Source organism: Nocardia blacklockiae (assembly GCF_015477355.1).
Taxonomy (GTDB): Bacteria; Actinomycetota; Actinomycetes; order Mycobacteriales; family Mycobacteriaceae; genus Nocardia; species Nocardia blacklockiae.
The window spans coordinates 1,024,571-1,042,081 of record NZ_JADLRJ010000001.1; the positions used below are offsets into that span (position 1 = coordinate 1,024,571).

Sequence of the window (17,511 nt, forward strand, 5' to 3'; positions counted from 1 at the left end):
CGTTCTGATGTGAAGTCTCTCGTTTCCACTCTGACACTCCGAACACCTTGTCTCGCATAATGTTTCGCTAGCGCGTCGCTCTCGATCGTTGATACTGTTCGAACATGAGTTCGATGGTGGAGGTGATCGGGGATCCTGCCGTAGAGACGGCCATGGAGGCGTTGCAGGCTGCGGCGGCGCAGGTGGCGGCGGTGCGTACCGATGCGCTGTCGAACTCTGCTCGGTTGTCGATGTTGCGGCGGCTCGAGGTGGTGGCGCGGGCGCTTCCCGCCGTGGGGCTGGAGTTGGTCGCGCAGATGGCCGAGCAGTGGTCGAATGCCGAGTTCGCTACCAACAACCTCGTCGACACTCTGGCCGAGGGGTTGCGGATTACGCCGGCCGAGGCGCGGGCGCGGTGGCGGGCGGCCGACGACCTGGCGCACCGTACCGATCTCGCGGGGCAGGTACTCGAGCCGCGGCTCGTGGCGACAGCGGCCGCGCAGGCCGAGGGGGCCATCGGTGCCGCGCACGTCAGAGTCGTACGGGAAGTGCTCGCGCATCTTCCCGCCGCCGTGGACGCCGAGACGTGGTGCGAGGCCGAGGCATTCCTGGCCGGTTATGCCCGGGAGCTGCGGCCCGACCAGTTGCGGCAGGTCGCGACGAAACTCGAAGCCCTGATCAACCCGGACGGCACCTTCACCGACAGCGACCGGGCCCGGCGACGCGGTTTCACCCTGGGTCGCCAGGGGCCGGACTTGATGAGCCGGTGCACGATGTGGGCCGACCCGGAACTGCGGGCGTATCTGGAGGCGACGTTCGCCAAGTACGCCAAGCCAGGGATGTGCAACCCCGAGGACGATGCTCCCGTCGTGGACGCGGAGCCGGACGAGGCCGCGCGGGAGCGCGATTCCCGCACGGCCGGACAGCGCCAGCACGATGCCCTGAAAACGGTTCTGCGGGACAGTATCGCGTCCGGCCGGCTGGGGCAGCATCGCGGCCTGCCGGTGACGGTCATCGTGTCCATGACTCTGCAGGAGCTGGAATCCGCTGTGGCCGAACACGATTCCGCCGCTCCGGACGTCGAGGTGGTGGGCATGCCGGTCACCACGGGCGGCGGGACCTTGCTGCCGATGCGCACGGCGCTGCGGCTGGCCTCGCACGCCCATCACTATCTCGCGCTGTTCGACCGCGACACGGGGCGGCCGCTGTACCTGGGCCGCAGCAAGCGGATCGCGTCGGCGGATCAACGAATCGTGCTGCACGCCCGCGATATCGGCTGCACCTTCCCCGGCTGCGCGAAGCCCGGCTACCTCTGCCAGACCCACCACCGCACGGAGTGGGCCGACGGCGGCGCGACCGATGCCGACCAACTGACCTTCGCCTGCGAACCGCACCACCGCCTCGCGGGCACGACCGCGAAGGACTGGAAGGCCCACGCCGCTGCGGCAGGCCACCGCCACGCCGGTCGCACCGAATGGATACCTCCGGCACATGTCGACCCGAGACGGCGGCCACGCCTCAACAGGTACCACCACCCGAGCGACTACCTCGCCCGGCCACCGGGCTCCGCCACCGAAGGCCCGAACCTAGCGCCGGGCTGACCATCGCCAGACCCGCAGCACCCGCCCCGCACCCCGCGGCGGCGGGCAAAGCTGCGCGCCGTGTGCAACAGCCAGATTACTTGACGGCCGGTAAGGTATTTCTCTACCGTGCGACAGGGCCGTCCGAGCCGCTCCTGCCGCCGCGCGGACGGCCGTGACCACTGATGGAGGGTGGGGATATGACTGATGCCGGATTGCTGTGGCCGGTCACGACAGTGCCGACAGCTGACATGGTGGTCGATGCGGCCGCGGCAACCGATCTCCATATCGAGCCGATACTCACCGCGATCCTCGGTGCCGACGAGTATCGGCTACGGGCCTGGTTCCGCCGGCCGGTCTGTGACATCGACACGGTGCGCTACCGCCAGGAAGTCTTCGCCGACCTGACCGACGGCTCGGCGCGAGAGGTGTTCCACGCCTTCGCGACCGGCATGCGGAATATGCGTCAACGGCTGGCCGCGCAGGACCGCCTGCATCACCGATGTCAACGGCAGTGGTGGCAGCTCAGCGCCGCCGCCCAATACGTCGAAACCGTCACCCGATTCGCCGCGGCTCTGGCGGTCCTCCCGTTGAATTCCCGTGCGTTGATCCGATGGCGCGAGTTCGTCTCCGCCTATGTCGACGGGCCTGATTTCGGCCGTCTCACCACGGCCGTGCGCCAGGTGCGGCAAGCCTTGGGCGAGGTGCGCTACAGCGTGCGGATCGTCGACCGCACCCTCGAAGTGAGCCCGGTCGACACCACGCCGGACTACAGCGCGACGATCGCGAAGCTGTTCTCGCGCTTCGGCGTCGGTGCGCCACAGCCACCACGGCCACGTTGGGAATGGGACGACAACAATCACATGGAGGAGCAGATCCTCGACCATGTCGCCGCCTTGTACCCCCTCCCCTTCGCACGCCTCACCGAATTCGCCCGCGACTACGAGCAGTTCGCCGCCGCCGAGGTACTGGCGTTCGATCGAGAGATCCAGTTCTATCTGACCTTTCTCGCATTCGTGGACCGCATCGGCGACACCACACGGACAATGTGCCTGCCCCGGTTGGCAGTTCGGGGCGCGCCGATCCACGCCGAGGACGGCTTCGACCTCGCGCTGCTCACCCGCCGCCGACGCGGCGACGCCGAGGTGGTGTGCAACGACTTGCGGTTGTCGGGTCGGGAACGGGTCATGGTGGTGACCGGTCCGAATCAGGGTGGGAAGACGACCTTTGCCCGCGCGTTCGGCCAGCTGGTCTATTTCGCCGGGCTCGGCTGTCCGGTCCCCGCTCGCACTGCCTGCTTGCCGCTGGCCGACCGGTTGTGCACGCATTTCGAACGTGCCGAGCAGGCAACCGATCCCGACGGACGCCTCGCCGAGGAACTGTCGCGTATCCGGGACACGCTCGAGGCGGCCACCGCCGACAGCGTGATCGTTCTCAACGAGAGTTTCAGCTCGACCAGCACCGCCGATGCTGTGCGGATCGGTCGCGATGTCCTCGATCGGATCGTCGAGCGCGGCACGGTCGCGGTGTGGGTCACCTTCTTCGACGAACTGGCCGAGACGGGTCCCGGCACCGTGAGCATGGTCGCCGCCACCGACCCCGACGATCCGTCCCGGCGCACATTCCGCATCGAGCGCCGCCCGGCAGATGGCCACGCCCACGCCGTGGTCCTCGCCGAGCGCTTCGGCCTGACCCGCGACCTCGTCACCGCCAGGATCACCGCATGCAGGTAAACCTCCTCCACCCGGCAACCCACCACGCTCGCCCAACCACCATCGGGGAGAACACCTTCGACGATCTCGGTCTCGGATCCTTGTGCGACACGGCGTTCGACGACCCCTTCGTCCGGAACGCGGTTCGGGAGATGCTGGCGGCACCGGTGACCGATCCCGAGGTGATCCATTACCGGCATACCGTGCTGGCGGACTGCCGAGCCCAGCCGGCCCTGGTGCGCGAGCTCTATCGGATCGCGGCCCGGGCGACCGAGATCGCGCGCCGCACAGTCGGCCCGGCCCATCGCGCACGCGGGAAACTGCTGCTCGCACTGGAACCGCTCACCGAACTGATCACCTTGCTGCGGCAGTTGCGGGCCACCTGCGACCGCGATGGCCACCTGTTCCGGGCACCCGGCTTCACCGCGCTGATGGCCACCATCACCGCCGAACTCGACAACCGCTATCTCGACAGCGTCGAAGCACACCTGGCCACCATGGATTTCGACTACGGCGTGCACATCAGCGCTGGTTTGGGCACATCCAACAAACTCGCGGACATCGTGCTGCACGCACCGATCCGCCGCCGCCGATTCGGATTCGATCGCCGGAATCGTCACGTCTTCCGCGTCACCGACGAGCCCGATCCCGAATTCGATCCTGTCGCACAGTTGTACGACCGCGCGGTGGCCGTGATTGCCGATGTCGTCGCCGATGCCGCCGACCACGTGCAGGATTTCTTCCGCCGCCTGCGCACCGAACTCGCCTTCTATCTCGGCTGCCTCACATTGCACGACCGCCTCCGCGGTGCCGGGCTCCCCCTGTGCCTGCCGACCCCGCACCCGGCCGGTTCGCCGCGACTGCGCTGCGCCGGTTTGCGTGACGTCACGTTGTGCCTGACCTCCGATCAGCCGGTGGTAGGCAACGACATCGACGCCACGGGGCGTTCCCTCATCGTGCTCACCGGCGCCAACAGCGGCGGGAAGACCACCCTGCTGCGCGCTGTCGGTGCCGCCCAGTTGATGATGCAGGCGGGCATGTACGTCGTGGCCGACACTTTCGAAGCCGACGTGCGGGACGGGGTGTTCACCCACTTCGTCACCGACGAGGACCGCACCATGTCACACGGCAAGTTGATGGACGAACTGGCGCGGATGAGCCGGATCATCGACCGCATCGGCCCGAACTCGCTGCTGCTGTGCAACGAATCGTTCTCCTCCACCAGCGAATACGACGCCACCCGCATCGTCGGCCCGCTCCTCGAGGGGCTCCTCGCCACCGGCGTCGGGGTTGTTTTCGTCACCCATCTCTACGAATTCGCCCAGCAGCGTTACCGATCCGGCCATGCCACCGATCTCTTCCTGCGCGCCGGCCACGGCACCGATGGCGCCCGCACCTACCACTTCACTCCCGCTGCCCCCGAACCCACCAGTCACGCGGCAGACGTCTTCCATCGAATATTCGGCCGCCTACCGAACCGCACCCACGTCGGCTGAACCCACGAGCACAGAAATCCCCGCCCGGCGATTCGCACTTGACCTGGAGCGCACTCCAACTCCTAGGCTCAACCCATGCGATTCGCGTTCAAGACCTCTCCGCAGGACACCACCTGGGCCGACATGCTGGCTGTCTGGCGCGCCGCCGACGACATCGACATCTACGAGTCCGGGTGGACCTTCGACCACTTCTACCCGATCTTCTCCGATTCGACAGGGCCGTGCATGGAGGGCTGGACCACCCTGACCGCCCTGGCGCAGGCGACCGAACGGCTGCGGCTCGGCACCATGGTGACCGGCGTGCACTACCGGCATCCCGCCGTGCTGGCGAATATGGCCGCCACCCTCGACATCATCTCCGGCGGTCGCCTGGAACTGGGCATCGGCGCGGGCTGGAACGAGGAGGAGTCCGGCGCCTACGGCATCGAACTGGGCAGCATCACCGAACGCCTCGACCGGTTCGAGGAGGCCTGCCAGGTGCTCACCGGGCTGCTGAGCCAGGAGACCACCGACTTCGACGGCAAGTTCTATCGACTGAAGGCCGCCCGCAACGAACCCAAGGGCCCACAGCGCCCGCATCCCCCGATCTGCATCGGCGGCAACGGCGAGAAGCGCACCCTGCGCATCACCGCCCGCTACGCCCAGCACTGGAACTTCGTCGCCGGGACCCCGGAGGAATTCGCCCGCAAGCGCGACGTGCTCGCCGCCCACTGCGCCGACATCGGCCGCGACCCGAAGGAGATCCTGCTCTCCGCCCAGCGGCGTCTGGACCCGGATCTCGGACCCGGCGAAATCGTCGACTGGGCAGCCGAATTGGGCAGCCTGGGCCTCGAACTGGCGATCATCTACCTGCCGCCGCCGCACACCCCGGCCGTTCTCGAGCCGTTGGCCGAGGCCCTGCGCGACTCGGGCCTCGCTACGGGTTAGTCGCCAGAATGCGGTTGATCAGCAGCCGTGCGGCTTTCGAGACGCGCGTGTTGTCACCCGTGACGAGACGGTCCTGAAGCAGGCCTCGAATCCCCGAAACCAGCACCGTCGCAGTCGATTCCGGGTCGGACAGCTCGGGGTCGAGGCGGCGCAGGACATCGGTCAACGCCTTCACCAGGACGTGCACCGTGTCCTCGGCATACGAGCGAAACGGGCTGCCGGGCACCGCCGCGACGCCGAGCACCTGCAGCAGCACCCGCGTGCTGCTCACCCAATCCCCCGTCGTGTTCACGGAGAACGACTCGATCAGCCGCCGGCGCAGGCCGTCCAGGTCGTCGACGTCGGCGAACATGCCGGGGATGTCGGGGCGTTGAGTTTCCAACGCGGACACCAGCATCTGCTCCTTGGTCCCGAAGTAGTGGATCAGCATGCGCGAACTGGTGCCGAGGTAGTCGGCGAGCGGGCGCAGGGACAGTTCGGTGAGGCCGTATTCGCCGATGTAGGCGATGACGCCGGCTAGTAGCTCGTCGCGACGAGCCTGGTCGAGAGGTCGGGGCACCGCTTGACTGTAGCGGTCGCTACAGGTATCCATGACACCCATGGGTGTACCGACTGCTACACAAACGACCCGCGGCGTGGTCGTCACCGGCATGGCCGCTACCACGTGCCTGGCCCCCGACCTCGCGGCCACCTGGTCCGGCCTGCTCGACGGGGCCAGTGGCATCGGCCCGCTGGACGACGACTTCGTCACCGACTACGACCTGCCGGTACGCATCGGCGGCAAATTGAAGCAGCGGCCCGGCGAACACCTGAGCCGCCTCGAACAGCGCCGCCACTCCTACGTCCAGCAGCTGGCGCTGGTGCTGGCCCGGCAGGTGTGGGAGGACGCCGGCAAGCCCGACGTGGACGGCGAGCGCCTCGGCGTCGCGGTGGGCACCGGCCTCGGCGGCGGCGACGCCTTCATCACCGCCGTCGATGCCATGCGCGCGGGCGGATACCGCAAGGTGCCGCCGCTGACCGTGCCGATGGTGATGCCGAACGGTTCCGCGGCGCGGGTCGGGCTCGAATTCGGTGCCAAGGCAGGCGTTTACGCCCCGACCTCGGCGTGCTCGTCGGGCGCCGAGGCGATCGCGCACGCGTGGCGGCTGATCGCCACCGGCGAGGCGGACGTGGTGATCGCCGGGGGCGTCGAGGGCTATATCGAAGCCGTCCCGATCGCCAGCTTCGCCATGATGCGCGCGATGAGCACCCGCAACGACGCACCCGCCCGCGCCTCACGGCCGTTCGACCGCGACCGGGACGGGTTCGTCTTCGGCGAGGCCGGCGCGCTGCTGGTGCTCGAGTCCGAGGAGTTCGCCCGCGCCCGGCGCGCCCGGATCGACGGCCGGGTGCTGGGTGCGGGGATCACCTCCGACGGCTACCACATCACGGGGACCGAACCCGAGGGCGCGGGCGCGGCCCGGGCCATGCGCAAGGCGATCGCCGCGGCGGGCCTCACCCCCGCCGACATCGATCACGTCAACGCCCACGCCACCTCGACACCGGTCGGCGACGCCTCGGAGGCCGCTGCCATTGCCACCGTGACCGGGCAGGCGTCGGTGTACGCGCCGAAGTCCGCGCTCGGGCATTCGATCGGCGCGGTGGGCGCGCTGGAGGCCATCCTCACCTTGTGCACGCTGCGCGACCGGATCGTGCCGCCCACACTCAATTTCGAGAATCCGGATCCGGGTGTCGACCTGGACATCGTGCACGGGCAGGCGCGCTCGCAGCGAATCTCCTACGCGCTCAGCAACTCCTTCGGTTTCGGTGGCCACAACGTCACGCTCGCGTTCGGGCCCGCCTGACGCAGCCGGTCAGGACGGCGTGCGCCGGGCGTTCAGCAGCTGCCCGGTGATGCCGTCCACCCCGAGATCGCGCAGGCAGCCGACGAATCGGCGTTCGGTGTGCGTGCCGAGCGCCGGTTCCAGCGTGACGGTCCAGGTGCCGTCACGCTCGACCGGACCGTCCAGCACCCGAACGTGATTCACGATGCTGCGGCACTGTTTCCACACCGTCAGCGCCGGATCCTCGGCCGGCGTCCCCGATCGGGCCCACGCGTCGAAGGTGATGACCGACCGGCTGCCCGCACCGCCGCGGTCGGTGTGGAATTGCATGGCCTGCGCCAATGCCACCACTGCAAAAGTGCCCACCACCGCGAGCGCGGCCAGGACGAGCACGGTTCGCGTGCACACGGCTACCGCACCAAGGGGCCGCGCAGCAGCCGGGTGCCGTCGTCGATCGGCGCGAGAAAACCCTCCGGCGGCAGTGCCAGCCGCTCCAGCCGCGACACGATGCGCCGGGTCGCCACCGGTTTCGCGGTGACGCGCGCGAGTCGCTCGACCACCCAGGCGATTCCGGTGAGCAGCACCCCGCCCGCGAGCAGCACCGGGACGAACACGTTCAGCCGGTCCGGCCGGGACAGCCAGGCGAAGTTCACCCGGGCGGGAGGTGTGGCCGCGCGGACGATGCGCGCGGTGCGCCCCTCGTCCGCCACCGGGACCGGACGTTCCTGCAGTGCCCGCAGGCGATTGGTGAGCAGCATGGCCACCAGCGCGACCTCGGCCGCGAGGAACAGCGTCGCCGACATGATGGCCCGATTCCACTCCCACCGATACAGATAGACGAAAACGTAAGCGCCCGTGGCCAGCACCGTGCCCAGGGCGAGCACCACACCGAGTCTGCGCACCATCACCGCACCTCCATCGATTCCGGCACGATCCGCACCGCGCCCGTGCGTCCGTCGAGTTCGACCTCGGCCCCGTCGGGCAGGCGCCGCGTGGCGTCGGCGTAGCCGACCACCACGGGCACGCCGTGCTCGCGGGCCAGGATCGCCAGATGGCTGAGCGGACTGCCGGTTTCGGCGATCAGTCCGGCCAGCCCCGGCACCACCGCGGCGAGCCGCGGGTCCAGGTGCCGGACCACGAGCACCGAGCCGGGCGGCGGCCGATGCCCGATGTGCACCACGCCGCGTCCGCTGCCGCCGCCCGCGCCGACACCGTGCTCCGGGGACTGCGCCGCGCGGGCCACCGCCACCGGGACGCCGTCGGCGAACCGGAATTCCGTCGGCACCGCGAGCGGTTCCGGTGTCGCTCGGTCGAGCAGGTCGGCGGGCAGGACCCGGCGGGTCACGGCCGCGCGCAACTCGTCGAAACGCAACAGCGCCACCGCGTCTCGCTCCGCCAGCAAGCCGGTCGCGGTCAGTCGCGCGCCGAGTTCCGCGGCGACGCGGGCCGCGAGTTCCTGGATCCAGCGCGCCCGCAACCGCAGTGCCTCGCGCGCCACGGCGAGTTCGGCGAATACACCCTCGGGCAGCTCGGCATCGAGCACCACCTCCGGGAGCGCCGCGGGCGGCCCGATGCGCGGCGGCGACAAGGCCAGCACCACAGGGAACTCGGCCACTGCTTGATCGTCGGTCAGCCCGGCCGCGCGGGCCTCGGCCAGCGCCGACAATGCCATGGCCGCCGCGGTCGGGGCGGGGCGGCGGTCACGCAACAGCATGCCCGCCAGCGCTTCGTAGCCGTGGACCGCGGTGAGCGCGGTGCGGGTGTGCTGCAACACGTCCAGCAGACCGCTGGTTCCGAGTTGCTGGACCGGCGGCACCTCCGCCAGGTCGCCGTCCACTCGCGCGCAGGTCTGCCGGGCGAGTTCCGGCAGTGCGGCGGCCAGTCGGCCCACCCGCACGGCCGCGCCCAGACGCCGGGCTCCGGGGCGCGGATCGAGCCAGCGCAGCAACGTTTTTCGAGGGGCGATCGCACCGAGTAGTTCGAGGTCGGCCACCGGCACCCCGGCGACCGTGGTCACCACGGGTGAGGTGCGCAGCCGACGCGCGGACGCGGTGCCGGTGAGTTCCAGCGCGACCCGCAGCCCGTCGGCGAGCGGCGTCAGCCACAGGTCCTGTTCCAGCGGGCGCAGCGGTTCGGGGAACGTCTCGGCCAGCGGACCGGGACCGAAGATCGGGCCCTCGCCGGGGCCGTGCAGGGCAGTGATCGGTCGCGCCTGCAGCAGTACCGCCCGGCCGGACGCGTCGACGGCCCATTCGATGTCCAGTGGGCCGCCGAAGACCGCGGTGGCCCGCGCGGCCAGGCGAACGACCTTGCGCCGCAGCCCGATCGGCAATTCCGGTCCATCGGCGGTGAGTACCGTGCGCAAGCGTCCGCGCCGGGTGAGCGAGGCGGTCCACCCGGCGGCGCTGCCGGAGACCACGGCATCGGGGCCGCCCCGGACCGCCGTCAGGACCATGCGGTCGCGGCGGCCGCTCATCGGGTCGGCGGTGAACAGGACCCCGCCCCACGCCGCGGGTAGGAACGGTTGCACCAGCACCGCCATCGCGCCGCCGCCCGAGGAATCCGCGACTTGAGTGCCGGACGCCCGCACCCGGCCCACCGCTTCGGAGAAATCGGTCCAGCCGCGCACATCCAGCACGGAGGTGTACAGTCCCGCGAGCGACTGCTCGGCACCGTCCTCGGCCGTCGACGAGGAGCGCACCACGAGCGCTCGCGTGCCGCCGATGGACAGCCGCCGCCATTCGATCTCCGGCGGCCGGGCCTGTTCGGTCCAGGCGGTGGTGAGGACGAATCCGTCCAGTACGGGAAGTCCGCGGCCGGCGGCGCGGGCCAGCGCGGCCGCCTTGGCGCCGGTGAGCGCCGGGTCCTGCGCGCGAGGGTCACGCAGGGAGACGACGGTGGGTTGCTGGGTCGTGAGGATGGTCATCGCAGGCTGCCTTCTGTGAGAAACGACGTTGTTTCATGCACTCGGCGGCGGGCGGGTCGTGCGCGGCAACGGCGTTGCGCCGCAGCGTGATCGCGGTCTTCACTGTCAACGTGTCGGGAGCCGGCACGACAACCTCCTAAGAGGAGGTAGGTGCTCCACTTATTGCCTCTCAGTGTTCACCCGGCGTTCGGGGCTTGTCAAGAATGACCGTTCGTTTTACTTGACGGTTGGGTCACACCGGCGCGAACTGGAACAGGTTTCAGTATTGTCGTCGCATGACCTTCACGATCGACGACACCGTGGACATCGACGCGCCCGCCGAGGTGGTGTGGAAGGTGCTCACCGACTTCGCGGCGTACGGCGAGTGGAATCCGTTCGTCGCCGACTGCCGCACCACGCTGGAACCGGGCGCGCCGATCGATATGCGCGTGCGACTGGTGGGCGCCAAGCCGATGCATCAACGCGAGTGGATCCGCACGCACACCCCCGGCACCGAGTTCAGCTACTCGATGAAGCCGGTGCCCCTCGGCGCGCTGCACAGCCTGCGCTCACACACGCTGACGCCGCTGCCGGACGGCCGCTGCCGCTACGCCTCGCACTTCGAGATCGGCGGCTGGCTGCGGCCGCTGGTCACCGGGCTGCTGGGCGGGGCGCTGCGGCGGGGGTTCGGCGGAATGACGGCAGGGGTCAAGGAGCGGGCGGAGCGGATCGCCTAGCCGCCGCTACGCCTCGAAGGGGATCGTGTTGCCGGCCGCGTCGCGCTCGCCGCGGCCGGCCTCGATGGCGGCGGCGAGTTCGGTGGCGGAGGACCAGGTGCGCGGCGGCTCGCCGTCGAGATTCCCGATGGTGTACCAGGAGCCGGTATCGCGGTAGCGGACCTGGCCCCGGCCCTTGTCGTCGACGCGGACATCGAGATCACCGGACACCGTCCCCTCCTCCTCGGTCATGACGGCGGCCTTGGCGGTGATCTCGATGATGTCGCTTATCTGAATTCTCCTCGCTGCACGCAGTCGTCCACCGCGGTACGCAGTGCGGACTGCTCGTCGGAATCGACACTCAGCGCGTATTTTATCTTGACCTTGATGTAATGGTCGATATAGGTGCACCGGTATTCGCCCGGCGGCAGATAGTCCGAGGGATCCTGGTCGCCCTTGGAGCGATTGGCCGACGGGTCGGCGGCCACCAGATTCTCCGCGTCGTTGGCGATATTGCGGCGGGTGGCCTCGTCCTTGTCGGCGGCGCCGGAACGCCAGGCCTCGGCGAGCGCGACGATGTGGTCGGCGTCCATTCCCGACGGGTCGCTGGTGAACTTGTAGTCCTTCAGCTTTCCCGTCTTCCGATCGAGAATGCCGTACCGGTCGCGCCAGCCGCCGTCCTTGCCCACCGTGAATTTGCACGTCTTCGCGTCGAGCGTGACCGGGCCGGTGGCGTCGCGCAGCAGCATGACGTCGCGGGTCTCGCATTTCGCGTATTGCGTGTAATCCGGGCCGAATCCGTGTTCCGGTGTGTTGGTGTCCCAGTGCGGGAACTTCTCGCGGCTGTAGCCGCTCATCGGGGCCTCCGGCGCGACAACGAGTTTCGCGAACTGCTGCGGAACGTCCTTGCCCGCCACGGCCGTTCTGCCGGCGGGCGCGGGTTTACCGCTGTCCTTGTTGCCCATCTCGTCGATGAGCACATAGCCCACGGCCAGCACGACGGCCACCAGAACCGGTGCGACCAACGTGAGTACGCGGCGCGCGCCGCTGCTGCGGGAGGACCGTTTCACCACGACGCCTCCCGGTGCTCTCCGACGACCTTGTCACTGCTAGCGCTCACCACACACCGTCCCGAATGCCGCTGTAGTACCAGGGAAATCATGCGCTATCTCCCTGATTTGCGCAGCAGTCGCTGCCGGCGCAGCGGCAGCGCGACCCTCCAGCAACGGCGCGTGCGACCCATGCCGCCACGAGCAGCAGATACGCGAACACCAAGGGCAGTATCACTTTTCGGCCGCGCCACGACGGCTCCCCGTATGCACTTCTCATCTCGGGACATCACAGTGTCAACGGTTCGAGCAAACAGCAAGCCCGACACCGGATTCAGTAACCGGAGTCACACCACCCCGGTCTCGGGGTCTGTCGCCGAACGGTTTCGGGATCGATACTGGCGAGGCCGCCGCGCTTCGACAGCGGCATCCGCCACCCCGGAGGTGAACGAGAAGTGTTGCGAACCATCGCCGTCGCCGCGACGGCCGTCGCCGCCGTCGGCGCGCTCACCGCGTGCCAGGCGTCGGGCAGCCCGGGCGAGCCGACGAGCGCGGCGAGCTCCTCGCCGAGCGCGCCGCCGTTGCGGTGCGGGGTCGACCTGGCAGCGCCCGCCGTCCGGGCCGCGGTCGCGGGCCTGCCGCCCGAGCCGGCGACCCAGGCGCCGTGGGCGACCGACCCGGCCACGTTCCGCGGCAATTTCGATCCTTGCGCGACGCTGTCCACGGCGATCGTCACCATCGCCGGCGCCACCGGCAGCTCCCCCGAACACGCCCTGCTGTTCCACCGCGGCACGTATCTGGGCACCGCCACCGAAAAGGCGCGCGGCTTCACGAGTTTGGCCGCCGCGGCCACCACCGACGACACCGTCGTCCTCGACTACAAGACGCCCGGCAGCTGCAACGCCTGCCCGGACGGCACCCACACGCAGGTCGAATTCCACTGGGACGGACAGCGTGTCGTCATGAAAGGCAACCCGCCCGGCTGAGCCGCGAGAACGAGCGTGGGGCCCGGCGGTGCGTCCGCCGGGCCCCACGACCGAATGGTCAGACGTTGTTGAGCTTGTTCAGCCGCTCGCAGGATTCCAGGTACTCCTCGATCAGGCGCTGGATCACGTCGGCGGTGCGCTCCACCTTCGTCATCAGGCCGACCACCTGGCCCACCGGGTTGAAGTTGACGTCCTTGGCCGCCTCCGGGTAGCGGTGGCCGCGCTTGACGCCGTCGAGGGCGACCATCATCTGCAGCGGCATCGGCAGCGGGTCGGGGGTCTCGGCGGACTCCCACGCGTCGGTCCAGTCGTTGCGCAGCATGCGGCACGGCTTGCCGGTCCATGACCGCGAGCGGACCGTGTCGTGGCTCGAGGCCTCGATGTAGGTCTGCATCTGCGCGGGCGGCACATTGGCCTCCTCGACGGTCAGCCAGAGCGAACCCGTCCAGGCGCCCGCCGCGCCCATCGCCATGGCCGCGGCGATCTGGCGGCCGTTGCCGATGCCGCCGGCCGCCAGCACCGGCATGTCGCCGACGGCGTCGATGACCTGCGGCCACAGCACCAGCGAGGAGATCTCACCGCAGTGCCCGCCGCCCTCGGTGCCCTGGCAGACCACGAAATCCAGGCCCGCGTTCTTGTGGTTGAGGGCGTGCTTCACCGAACCGCACAGCGCGCCGATCAGCCGGCCGGAGTCCTGCACCTGCTTGATCACGTCGTCGGGCGGGGTGCCCAGCGCGTTGGCGACCAGCTTCGCCTTCGGGTGCTTCAGGATCACCTCGACCTGCGGGGCGGCGGTGGTGGCGGTCCAGCCGAGCAGCTGGTTGTGGTGCTCGCCCTCGGGCAGGCGCGGCACGCCGTGGTCGGACAGGATCTTCTCGGCGAAGTCGCGGTGGCCCTGCGGGACCATCTCGCCCAGCTTGGCCTCGAGTTCCTCGGGCGACAGGCCGTCGATGCCCTTGCCCTCGTACTTGGACGGGATGACCAGGTCCACGCCGTAGACGCCCTGGACGTGCTCGTCGAGCCAGGCCAGCTCGACCTCGAGCTCCTCGGCGGTGAAGCCGACCGCGCCCAGCACACCGAGCCCGCCGGCGTTGCTGACCGCCGCGGCGACGTCGCGGCAATGGGTGAAGGCGAAGATGGGGACGTCGATACCCAGTCGTTCGCAGATCTCGGTACGCATGGCCTGGTGGACTCCTCTTGTCTTCCGGCGCTGGAAAGCCTCGCCGCACACACTAGAACACGTTTCAGATTTAGACTAGCGCCTGCGCGTCGTCAAATCGAGTGGCGGCGGCAGAAGTGGGCTTGTCACTGGGTATAGGACCCGCGTGCGGCGACCGACGATGTGCGGTTTCGAGCCCGCAACGCGTTCTAATTGTTGCGAGCGGGGTCGAGGTGTTCGCCCCGGCATTTCCGCGGCCGCCGTGTCACAGCCCGTAGGATCGGAGGCGATCGAGCTGAGCCTGTGGATCCGATCGACTACCCCGACGACGGAGGGTCTCGCGATGAAGGCTGTGCAGTATCGAACCATCGGCGCCGCACCGGAACTGGTCACCGTGCCCGACCTGGAGCCAGGGCCCGGCCAGGTGCTGTTGCGGGTATCCGCGGCGGGCGTCTGCCATTCGGACATCGCGGTGATGTCGTGGCCGGCGAGCGACTTCCCGTATCCGCTGCCGCTGACGCTCGGGCACGAGGGCGCGGGGACGATCGCGGCGCTCGGCGACGGTGTCACCGGATTCTCGGTCGGCGATTCGGTCGCCGTGTACGGGCCGTGGGGCTGCGGCTCCTGCCCGCCGTGCGCCGCCGGTAGGGAGAACTACTGCCTGCGCGCGGCCGAACTGGGCATCTTCCCGCCCGGACTGGGCGCGCCCGGCGCCATCGCCGAGTACATGATCGTGGACAACGCGCGCCACCTGGAACCGCTCGACGGACTCGACCCGGTGCGGACGGTGCCGCTGACCGACGCGGGTCTCACGCCGTACCACGCCATCAAGAGGTCGCTGCCGAAGCTGGTGCCGGGGTCGACGGCCGTGGTCATCGGCACGGGCGGGCTCGGGCACGTGGGCATCCAACTGCTGCGTGCGCTGAGTCCCGCCCGCGTGATCGCGATGGACGTCTCCGAGGAGAAGCTGGAACTCGCCCGCACCGTCGGCGCGCACGAGACCGTGATGTCCGACGCGAAAGCCGCGGACCGGGTCAAGGAGCTGACCGGCGGTCGCGGCGCCACCGCGGTATTCGACTTCGTCGGCGCGGCCCCGACCACCGCCACCGCGGGCGGGTGCGTCGCGATGGAGGGCGACGTGACGATCGTCGGCATCGGCGGCGGCACCCTGCCGGTCGGCTTCGGCGCGTTGCCCTTCGAGGTCGCCGTGACCGCGCCGTACTGGGGCAGCCGCGGCGAGTTGCGCGAAGTGCTCGATCTGGCCCGCGCCGGCGCGGTGGACGTCCACGTCGAAACCTATTCGCTGGAGGAGGCGCCGCTCGCCTACGAGCGGCTGCACGCCGGAAAGATCAACGGCCGCGCGGTGATTCTGCCCAACGGCTGATCTCCCGGCGGGGAGCCCGAGACAATAGACCGATGGGTATGCGAACATATGTTCGTGTCCGGTGGTCGAGAAGCATCCATACTGCATGCCGATCTGGACTCGTTCTATGCCTCGGTCGAGCAGCGGGACGCGCCCGAACTGCGCGGGAAACCGGTGATCGTCGGCGGCGGCGTGGTGCTGGCGGCCAGCTACGAGGCCAAGGCGCTCGGGGTGCGGACGCCGATGAACGCCGGGCAGGCGCTGCGGTTGTGCCCGCACGCAATCGTGGTGCCGCCGCGCATGTCGGCGTACGCGCAGGCCAGCAAGGCGGTTTTCGAGATCTTCCGCGACACCACACCGGAGGTCGAGGGCATCTCCATCGACGAGGCGTTTCTCGACGTGAGCGGGTTGCGGCGGATCGCGGGTGCGCCGGTCGACGTCGCGCGCAAGCTGCGCGGCGAGGTCCGGGAACGGGTCGGGCTGCCGATCTCCGTGGGGGTGGCGCGGACCAAGTTCCTGGCCAAGGTCGCCAGCGCCGTGTCGAAACCCGATGGGCTGCTCGAGGTGCCGCCGGACGGCGAGCTCGACTTCCTGCATCCGCTGCCGGTCGAAAGACTGTGGGGCGTAGGCGATGTCACGGCCGCCACGCTGCACGATCACGGCATCACCCGGATCGGTCAGCTCGCCGAACTCGGTGAACAACGGCTGTCGTCGATCCTGGGCCCGGCGGCCGGGCGGCACCTGCACGCGCTGTCGTGGGCCCGCGATCCGCGCCGCGTCGACACGGGGCGGCGACGCCGGTCGATCGGGGCGCAGCGGGCGCTGGGCCGTCGGCACCGCACGCCCGCCGAGATCGAGGCGTATCTGCACGGCCTGGCGGACCGGCTCGGTCACCGCCTGCGCGCCGCGGACCGGATGTGCCGGACCGTGGTGCTGCGCCTGCGTTTCGACGACTTCACCCGCGCCACCCGCTCCCACACCCTCGCCGAGGCGACCGATCACGGCACGGTCATCGTCGGCACGGCGCGGACCTTGTTGTCGCAGGCGCTGCCGATGATCGACGAGCGCGGGCTCACCCTCATCGGCCTGTCGCTGACCAATCTCGAGGATGCCGACCCGCGCCAGCTCACCCTTCCGCTCGACGCGCGGCCCGAGGCCACCCTCGACGCGACGCTGGATCGGCTGCGGGACCGTTTCGGCGCGGGCACCGTGACCCGTGCCGCGCTGCTCGGTCGCGGTGAGGGGCTGTCGGTGCCGCTGTTGCCGGACTGAGACCGCTAGCCGGGCAGGCGGCCGGCGGCGGCGAGATCGTCGAACAGCAACTGGTCGACCGGGGGCACCCGGGCACGGTCGCTGTAATCGAACCAGGCGATCTCGGCGATCTCGCTGCTCGGTGCGAGAGTGCCGGTGTAGTCGGCGGTGTAGCAGGCCATGCGGACCAGACCTGTTGTCGCGCCGGGCAATCCGGCCTCATAGGTGCCGACGTGGGCGACGGTGGCGGGGAGCAAGGCGACCGTCAGCTCCTCGTCGATCTCGCGCAGCAAGGTCTCGAGATCGGTCTCCGCGCCCTCACGTTTGCCGCCGGGGATGAAGAAGACGTCCTTGCCGCGCGGTCGGGCGCACAGGATTCGGCCGTGCTCGATCAGCACCCACGCCACCGTGTCGATCAGCCGCGTGCCCGGTCCGGTCAGCATGACAGCAGGCTACCGGTCGGCACCAACGGCCTTCCGGCCACCGGGTAGAGGACGAAAGTCCCTGGGGTCGACCGCCGGTGACACGGCATTGTTGACCACGCGGGCCGCCCGACCCCATCCCC

The 17,511-nt window shown here is 69.6% G+C and carries 17 protein-coding genes; 9 read left to right on the top strand and 8 right to left on the bottom strand.

The features are described from left to right. Window positions 1-104 precede the first annotated feature (104 nt). The 4 genes from IU476_RS04490 to IU476_RS04505 all read left to right on the top strand — a co-directional run bounded on the left by IU476_RS04490 (window position 105) and on the right by IU476_RS04505 (window position 5,694). Window positions 105-1,580 carry an HNH endonuclease signature motif containing protein gene (locus IU476_RS04490; RefSeq protein WP_195096735.1) on the top strand — a complete coding sequence of 492 codons (1,476 nt, stop codon included), beginning with the start codon at window positions 105-107 and terminating at the stop codon, window positions 1,578-1,580. A 179-nt stretch (window positions 1,581-1,759) separates the two neighbouring features. Beyond that, a complete protein-coding gene (locus tag IU476_RS04495) occupies window positions 1,760-3,292 on the top strand; it encodes a MutS-related protein (RefSeq protein WP_195096738.1) in 1,533 nt (510 codons plus the stop codon). Next, window positions 3,283-4,767: a MutS-related protein gene (locus IU476_RS04500; protein WP_195096740.1), complete on the top strand. Its 1,485-nt coding sequence runs from the start codon at window positions 3,283-3,285 to the stop codon at window positions 4,765-4,767. Before IU476_RS04495 ends, IU476_RS04500 begins: the two co-directional genes overlap by 10 nt. Before the next feature lie 75 nt (window positions 4,768-4,842). Beyond that, on the top strand, window positions 4,843-5,694 hold the full coding sequence (locus IU476_RS04505; RefSeq protein ID WP_195096742.1) for an LLM class F420-dependent oxidoreductase: 852 nt from the start codon (window positions 4,843-4,845) through the stop codon (window positions 5,692-5,694). Here IU476_RS04505 and IU476_RS04510 read toward each other — a convergent pair. Next, complete coding sequence (locus IU476_RS04510; protein ID WP_195096744.1) at window positions 5,684-6,253, bottom strand: TetR/AcrR family transcriptional regulator; 570 nt, start codon at window positions 6,251-6,253, stop codon at window positions 5,684-5,686. The two genes, IU476_RS04505 and IU476_RS04510, sit on opposite strands and share 11 nt — an antisense overlap. Window positions 6,254-6,293: 40 nt before the next feature. Here IU476_RS04510 and IU476_RS04515 point away from each other — a divergent pair, with 40 nt between their 5' ends. After that, on the top strand, window positions 6,294-7,538 hold the full coding sequence (locus tag IU476_RS04515) for a KasA/KasB family beta-ketoacyl-ACP synthase (protein ID WP_195096747.1): 1,245 nt from the start codon (window positions 6,294-6,296) through the stop codon (window positions 7,536-7,538). 9 nt (window positions 7,539-7,547) lie between these two features. Here IU476_RS04515 and IU476_RS04520 read toward each other — a convergent pair whose 3' ends face one another. The 3 genes from IU476_RS04520 to IU476_RS04530 are packed head-to-tail and all read right to left on the bottom strand — an operon-like array spanning window position 7,548 to window position 10,443. After that, on the bottom strand, window positions 7,548-7,925 hold the full coding sequence (locus tag IU476_RS04520; protein ID WP_195096750.1) for a hypothetical protein: 378 nt from the start codon (window positions 7,923-7,925) through the stop codon (window positions 7,548-7,550). A 2-nt stretch (window positions 7,926-7,927) separates the two neighbouring features. Beyond that, window positions 7,928-8,422, bottom strand: coding sequence for a hypothetical protein (locus IU476_RS04525; RefSeq protein ID WP_195096752.1), 495 nt, complete (start codon window positions 8,420-8,422; stop codon window positions 7,928-7,930). After that, window positions 8,422-10,443: a PEP/pyruvate-binding domain-containing protein gene (locus tag IU476_RS04530; RefSeq protein WP_195096754.1), complete on the bottom strand. Its 2,022-nt coding sequence runs from the start codon at window positions 10,441-10,443 to the stop codon at window positions 8,422-8,424. Before IU476_RS04530 ends, IU476_RS04525 begins: the two co-directional genes overlap by 1 nt. Window positions 10,444-10,718: 275 nt before the next feature. Between IU476_RS04530 and IU476_RS04535 the strand changes: the two genes are divergently transcribed. Then, window positions 10,719-11,159 carry an SRPBCC domain-containing protein gene (locus IU476_RS04535; protein WP_195096756.1) on the top strand — a complete coding sequence of 147 codons (441 nt, stop codon included), beginning with the start codon at window positions 10,719-10,721 and terminating at the stop codon, window positions 11,157-11,159. A 6-nt stretch (window positions 11,160-11,165) separates the two neighbouring features. Here the strand turns inward: IU476_RS04535 and IU476_RS04540 are convergent, their stop codons facing one another. Together IU476_RS04540 and IU476_RS04545 are read right to left on the bottom strand one after the other, a co-directional pair. After that, the gene (locus IU476_RS04540) at window positions 11,166-11,390 is read right to left on the bottom strand and encodes a hypothetical protein (RefSeq protein ID WP_195096758.1); all 225 of its coding nucleotides are present in this window, start codon (window positions 11,388-11,390) and stop codon (window positions 11,166-11,168) included. A 35-nt stretch (window positions 11,391-11,425) separates the two neighbouring features. Then, window positions 11,426-12,211, bottom strand: a complete 786-nt coding sequence (locus IU476_RS04545) for an HNH endonuclease family protein (RefSeq protein ID WP_195096759.1) — start codon at window positions 12,209-12,211, stop codon at window positions 11,426-11,428. Window positions 12,212-12,642: 431 nt separating this feature from the next. Here IU476_RS04545 and IU476_RS04550 point away from each other — a divergent pair, with 431 nt between their 5' ends. Further along, the gene (locus tag IU476_RS04550; protein ID WP_195096760.1) at window positions 12,643-13,173 is read left to right on the top strand and encodes an LppP/LprE family lipoprotein; all 531 of its coding nucleotides are present in this window, start codon (window positions 12,643-12,645) and stop codon (window positions 13,171-13,173) included. Window positions 13,174-13,231: 58 nt separating this feature from the next. Here the strand turns inward: IU476_RS04550 and IU476_RS04555 are convergent, their stop codons facing one another. After that, window positions 13,232-14,353: an NAD(P)H-dependent flavin oxidoreductase gene (locus tag IU476_RS04555; RefSeq protein ID WP_195096761.1), complete on the bottom strand. Its 1,122-nt coding sequence runs from the start codon at window positions 14,351-14,353 to the stop codon at window positions 13,232-13,234. A gap of 322 nt (window positions 14,354-14,675) precedes the next feature. Here IU476_RS04555 and IU476_RS04560 point away from each other — a divergent pair, with 322 nt between their 5' ends. Then, window positions 14,676-15,716 (top strand): NAD(P)-dependent alcohol dehydrogenase, encoded by a 1,041-nt coding sequence (locus IU476_RS04560; protein ID WP_195096762.1) that lies wholly within the window; start codon window positions 14,676-14,678, stop codon window positions 15,714-15,716. Between the two features lie 48 nt (window positions 15,717-15,764). After that, entirely contained in the window at window positions 15,765-16,967 is a 1,203-nt protein-coding gene (dinB, locus tag IU476_RS04565) for a DNA polymerase IV (RefSeq protein WP_195096768.1), read from the top strand. Window positions 16,968-16,972: 5 nt separating this feature from the next. Here dinB and IU476_RS04570 read toward each other — a convergent pair whose 3' ends face one another. Beyond that, window positions 16,973-17,389: an NUDIX hydrolase gene (locus tag IU476_RS04570; RefSeq protein WP_195096769.1), complete on the bottom strand. Its 417-nt coding sequence runs from the start codon at window positions 17,387-17,389 to the stop codon at window positions 16,973-16,975. Between the last annotated feature and the right edge of the window lie 122 nt (window positions 17,390-17,511).